Source organism: Photobacterium lucens (assembly GCF_009873615.1).
In the GTDB taxonomy this organism is placed as follows: domain Bacteria; phylum Pseudomonadota; class Gammaproteobacteria; order Enterobacterales; family Vibrionaceae; genus Photobacterium; species Photobacterium lucens.
Map to the genome: position 1 here is coordinate 1 of NZ_SSMG01000473.1, position 6,046 is coordinate 6,046.

Here is a 6,046-nt window from a genome sequence, read left to right on the forward strand (position 1 = left end):
ATATAAGAAGTATTATTCGAGATTTACGAACCAATAGTCCAACTATACAAAAAATAAAAGCATTTATTATTTCTCCCATACTTGAGTCAAATTATAGAAGGCAGGGATTTGAAACTAGCTTTTGCTTATGACTAAATATCTGGATATTAAACAGATTACCATATCTATCATGCCAGTAAGATAAGACGAGAAAGTCAGTAAACTTAGCTATACTTTGGCTATATTTTTATTCACGGTAACCCCTATTTAATAAAGTGATCATGAAACGCTAAATAACGCTACCACCTGAGATTTTTTGATAGCGTTACAGCGTTTTATCCACGTTTGTTCTTACTTAAACAGCGTTAGCTTTTATTCGGTGTAAAGCATGTCATCCCCTCTGGATTTTTCATTAGGGTTTCACAACTTGCTGTCGATAGCTCTTTTAAGCAGGTTAAAGCCTCTGAATAATCGTCGGACGCTTTTGGAATGTGGTTATGATAGTTCGCGCGCATCTTGGCACATTTCTGATCAAATGCGTGAAACAATAAAGTCTTTGCTTGTTCTGTAACCTGTTGTTTGGCTTCTAGGTGGGTAATGGTGCATCGTTTTACATTTTCACACATTGCTGTGATGGCAGAATCCATCTCATCTTCTGCATGAGCCGATAAAGCACCAAAAAGCACAGCACAAATAAACGCATATCTAGCCATGTGTAGCCTCTGACATCTGGTTTAATAACTACAGTGTAGACGCTGATGGTTTTTACTCGCAGGATTCAATATCGTTCGAAGATAAAAACATGCCCTATTATTGATACCTTGCCACTTAAAGCATGAGGATCGGTAACAGAGCATGTTAAGTGGGTTATTTCTCATTACGCCATTTTATTTGGAATTCGATTTCTTCTTCATCCCCTTCGCGCTCATGCTCAATACTGTATTCTGCACGAACAGGCACATAAATGCGCTCACCTGCAATTTGAATGTCAAAGCGAGTGCCATTTTCTACCGCATCAGCAAGACGACGTAACTTGGCTGCAAACTCAGCATTTGAGTATTGCTTTTCGATATCTCTTTCTTGTTTTTCTGTCATTATTTGCTCCTTAAACCTACCAACTATAGAAATTAAGTCCCCTAAAACAATACAACGTCTTCAGATACTAGCAAATAAACTGATAGGTTTTATCTTTCAAATGTCACATTTTAATAGACAAAATATCAATTCAACATTTAAAATAGACTTATTGATAGGTAATATCTATTGAAATATAAAGGTTAAAGGGATCATGATACTTAGTAAAATTGTACATTTCAGCTCTGTTAGTTGTGCAACTTTTGCCTGCACTCGACTGTTATGGCTAAACAATTTTTCTTTGGAAAGAGTACAACTTGATACTTTAGTTATACACGCTCAATCAGCAGCAATGCTACCTATGGCTTTAATCTTGTTGATCGCAAGCATTAAGCCAGAGATTACAAAAAATATCGAAGGGCTAAATGCTCATTATCTCGTAGCAGCTATCTCTTTAGCTTATATCTCAGTGGACTCTTTACAGCTTTAATAGAGCCCCACTTACATGCTTTAGATAAATATCTAATTTATTGAATTTTTACTTCATTTCTTTATTTAGCATTGCAGCCCATAACGCTGAGTTTTACAGTGTTAAAGACCTTTATCATCACTCTCCCCTGATGCGAAAGCATATCTTATTGCGCTTTTCATAGCGCCACATCATCGGTCGTAAAAGGTTTCACTCTTTATTACTCGGCAAAGGCTACCTATATGCCTCTCATTAGCGATCGCCTTTGTTTGTTTACGTACAAGTTAGGCGACAAGTTATGAACACAGATGATCACGAAAATAACGCTCCTTTTGGTACCTTACTTGGTTATGCGCCCGGTGGTATTGCCATTTATTCTTCCGATTACAGCACCATAGACGAAGAAGAATATGCCGATGATTCTGCCATGCGTAGCTACATTCATGGCGAGTACATGGGGTATAAATGGCAGTGTGTTGAGTTTGCTCGTCGATTTCTTTATATCAATTACGGCTTAGTGTTTACCGATGTGGGCATGGCTTATGAAATCTTCTCGTTACGTTTCTTACGCCAAGTAGTAAACGATAAAATCTTGCCTTTCTATGCGTTTGCTAATGGTGCGCGTCAGGCTCCTACTGCGGGCGCACTGTTGATTTGGCAAAAAGGCGGTGAGTTTCAAGAGACAGGACACGTTGCAGTCATTACCCAAATTGAAGGTAATAAGGTGAAAATTGCCGAGCAGAATGTCACTTTTGCACCATTACCATTAGGACAGCAATGGACAAGAGAATTAACCTTACATACCAGTGATGGTTGCTACACCATTGAAGATACATTTGATGATACCGAGATCCTAGGTTGGATGTCTTATGATGTCGATCCCATCGAATGTTTACCTCAACCGTCACCCGCCCCTGAATTGTTAAAAATCCAATGTGCTTATCGTGAGAATAAAGCGCAATTCTCTACATCTTGGTTAGATGAAACCGATCAGTTAGAACGTACTTATCTTCAATCCAACCCGACCAAGTTGCTTAATGATAATATTTATCGCTACTTCACGATTTCAGAAAGTGCCGAGCAAGAACTGGCAAAAGCCACCAATGAACTTCACTTAATGTATTTGCATGCCACTGATAAAGTGCTGCAAGACGATAGCCTGCTTGAACTGTTTGATATTCCAAAGATCTTGTGGCCTCGCCTACGGTTATCTTGGCAGCAACATCGCCACAGCATGTTAACAGGCCGATTAGATTTCTGTATGGATGAAAATGGGCTAAAGGTTTATGAATACAATGCAGATTCAGCCTCTTGCCATACAGAAGCGTGTTTGATCATTCAAAAGTGGGCAGAACAAGGCGGTGATATTACGGAAAATAGCCCTGCCGAAGATCTGCTTAATGAACTAGCGAGTGTTTGGAAATACAGCCAAGCCTATGACTTTGTTCATATTATGCAAGATGATGATGCTGAGGAAGATTACCACGCACTGTTTATGCAAAAAGCGTTAACCCTTGCAGGCATTAATAGCAAAATCATTAAAGGATTAGACGATGTCCACTGGAATGAAATGGGACAAATCATTGATGATGATAACCGTTTAATTCACTGTGTCTGGAAAACATGGGCATGGGAAACCGCTATCGAACAAGTTCGTGAAGTCAGTTGTGCTGAATATGCCGCAGTGCCGATCCATACCGGTTATCCTGATACCAAAGTGCGTTTGATTGATGTATTGCTGCGCCCTGAGATCAAAGTCTTTGAACCGCTATGGACGGTGATCCCAAGTAATAAAGCGATCTTACCCGTGTTATGGTCACTGTTCCCTCATCATCATTATCTGCTTGATACTGACTTTAACGTAACCAATGAATTACGCCAAAGCGGTTATGCGATAAAACCGATTGCAGGACGTTGTGGCAGTAACATTGATCTGGTTAATCACAATCAAGCACTTTTAGATAAAACGGACGGTAACTTTAGCGATCAAAAGAACATCTATCAGCAATTATGGTGTTTGCCTAACGTTGAAAATAAATATCTACAACTTTGTACGTTTACTGTTGATGGTAATTACGGTGGCGTGTGTTTACGCTCTGACAATTCACTGGTAATTAAAAAAGACAGCGACATTGAGCCTTTGATTGTGTTGGCAGATAGTGCGTTTTTAAAACGTTAATGAATAGCCCCGTTTACTAATAAAAAACCGCATAGTTAACATTTGTAAACTATGCGGTTTATTAAGGTGCTAACCCTAAGCGATTAAAAACAATCGATTAAAAATCGTATTTCACATTTACACCAAAGTTACGACCCGGTTGAGTACGACGCTCTAAACCATCAGTAGTTGGTTTCGCTCCTTTTAGATCTTGGTACTGCCAGTATTTCTTATCCAATGCATTAAATAGACCCGCACGAACCGTTAAGTCTTTAACTGGACGAGCATAAGTCGTTAAATCGACCACTGTGTAGCCAGCTGCGTTTACATTGTCTTTTTCGTTCCACTCATCCTTTGCGCCAACCATAGTGACATCAATCGCACTACCCCATGTTTCCTCTGGTGAGTCATAACCCACAGAAACAACTGACGTTATTGGCGCAATAGAGTCCAACTTTCTCCCTGTTTGTTTATCTTCACCATTCATGTAGGCAACAGAGGCTTTCGCATAAGTCCCCATCGGTGCTGCAATCACTTCATCTAGCCATAATTTAGCGCCTAACTCAGCACCGTAGATTTTTGCTTCTTCAACGTTTTCATTAATAATGTAATCCATGTTATTGACATTATTTTTCGTTTCTTGAATGAAGTTTTTATAGTCGTTGTAGTAAGCGGCAACATGCAGTTCACCAATACGACCATTTGCTCGTAGACCTACTTCGTATGAGTTACTTTCTTCCGGCTTCAGATCAGGATTCGCCTCGATGATATAACCACGTGATGCGTTGTTCTTCGCATAGTACATCTCATATAAAGATGGTGCTCGGAAACCCTGGCTGTATTGTGCGTAAGTGCTTAAATTATCAGTAAAATGATAAACACCACCTAAACGCATAGTAAAGGCATCACTGTTATGATCTTTAAAGCCTGATGATGCTTCTGGTTTTGCTTCAAACTCGTCATAACGCACACCTGCGGTGATCACCGCTTTATCATCAAGTAAATAGATTTGATCTTGTACGTATACCGCTCGTTTTTCAGACTTCGACTTAGGCACTTCTTCAGAGCCCGGCTTCGATGTATTGCGATCTAAGAAGTAGTCGGTGTAATTAATATCAAATGAATCGTTAATTAAGCTCACACCGTAAGTGAGGTTATGTGTGCTAGTGTCAAACTCAAGCGCTTTACCAAATTGTGCATCAAACTGGGTACTGCTCTCTTTACCTGAACGGTATCGGTCACGGTAACCAAACATATCGGTATGATCGTAATTATTGTGTGCTGTTTTACGCTCTTGCCAGTTCAATTGCCATTTCAAGCTATCAAATACAACATTATCAGCTTGCCATTGGTGCTCAAAGCCAAAACGCTTACGACTATCGTCATCGTTACCGCTCGTACGAGTATAAGTAAAGCCCGGCATCACACTATAACCATCACGTGATGGAATCGCTCCTTCGGCACTACGTGTGAAATATTCACCAGTCAAACCAATACGGTGATTATCGTTGATCTGGTAGAATACTTTCGCTAACACGTTGTGAGAATGGATATCTTGTGGATCTGCTGACTGACGGTGAATGCCTTTGCTCTTATCATGAGTGTTATACGCGTCGGTTTCATGACCGTCTCGGTAGGTATAAATCACCATGGTTTCCAGATCGCCAGTACGGTTGGCAGCCTCAAAACCTGCTTTATATTGTCCATTTGCACTAGCATAGCCTGACGTCACGCCAACATGGGTATCATCACCGTCAAGTAACATATCTTCAGGATTTTTGGTACGAAATAAAACCGTACCACCCAGAGCATCACTACCGTATAAGGTTGAAGATGGACCTTTATTCACCTCAATTGCGGTTAACGTATCAACTTCATAGTTATTGCTGTTCATACGCATAGCCTCAGCACCTGGATTGTAAGAAGCCATTTGCTCTACACCATCCACCATCACTTTGACTCGGCTACCACTCATACCACGAATAGTAATATCTTCCATACCAAAGCGGCCTCGCCCATTAACGGAAACACCCGGCTCATATTTCAATGCCTGTTTCACATCTGTGGCTAAATTATTTTCAATCTCTTCTGCGGTGACTTTAGCAATTGAAGCCGGCACATTTTTAATGCTCTCTTCAGAGCGAGTACCGGTGACAACAACTTCATCAAATTGAGACACATCACTTGAGGCGAAAACGGAAGGTGAAAATGCGGCCAAAAGTGAACTGGCGATAAGTGTTAACTGCTTGTTCATATATCCCTACTACACTACTTATTTCTAATAATTACGTAATCAAACCAAATATTACAAATAGTAACGATAATTACTATCATTTAGATTTGCAATTGTTTTTCGCTATTTATCA

At 40.1% G+C, this 6,046-nt stretch carries 5 protein-coding genes; 2 read left to right on the forward strand and 3 right to left on the reverse strand.

Going from position 1 to position 6,046, the window contains the following annotated elements; genetic code table 11:
• Positions 1 to 344 precede the first annotated feature (344 nt).
• Both E5A76_RS19480 and E5A76_RS19485 read right to left on the reverse strand, forming a co-directional pair.
• Positions 345 to 692, reverse strand: a complete 348-nt coding sequence (locus E5A76_RS19480) for a hypothetical protein (RefSeq protein ID WP_161119931.1) — start codon at positions 690 to 692, stop codon at positions 345 to 347.
• A 154-nt stretch (positions 693 to 846) separates the two neighbouring features.
• Entirely contained in the window at positions 847 to 1,074 is a 228-nt protein-coding gene (locus E5A76_RS19485; RefSeq protein WP_053989620.1) for an amphi-Trp domain-containing protein, read from the reverse strand.
• Positions 1,075 to 1,267: 193 nt separating this feature from the next.
• On the opposite strand from E5A76_RS19485, the gene E5A76_RS19490 reads away from it, so the two are divergent.
• Both E5A76_RS19490 and gss read left to right on the forward strand, forming a co-directional pair.
• Positions 1,268 to 1,543 carry a hypothetical protein gene (locus tag E5A76_RS19490; protein WP_161119932.1) on the forward strand — a complete coding sequence of 92 codons (276 nt, stop codon included), beginning with the start codon at positions 1,268 to 1,270 and terminating at the stop codon, positions 1,541 to 1,543.
• A gap of 277 nt (positions 1,544 to 1,820) precedes the next feature.
• Positions 1,821 to 3,701 (forward strand): bifunctional glutathionylspermidine amidase/synthase, encoded by a 1,881-nt coding sequence (gene gss, locus E5A76_RS19495; RefSeq protein WP_161119933.1) that lies wholly within the window; start codon positions 1,821 to 1,823, stop codon positions 3,699 to 3,701.
• 97 nt (positions 3,702 to 3,798) lie between these two features.
• Here gss and E5A76_RS19500 read toward each other — a convergent pair whose 3' ends face one another.
• Complete coding sequence (locus tag E5A76_RS19500) at positions 3,799 to 5,934, reverse strand: TonB-dependent hemoglobin/transferrin/lactoferrin family receptor (RefSeq protein WP_161119934.1); 2,136 nt, start codon at positions 5,932 to 5,934, stop codon at positions 3,799 to 3,801.
• Between the last annotated feature and the right edge of the window lie 112 nt (positions 5,935 to 6,046).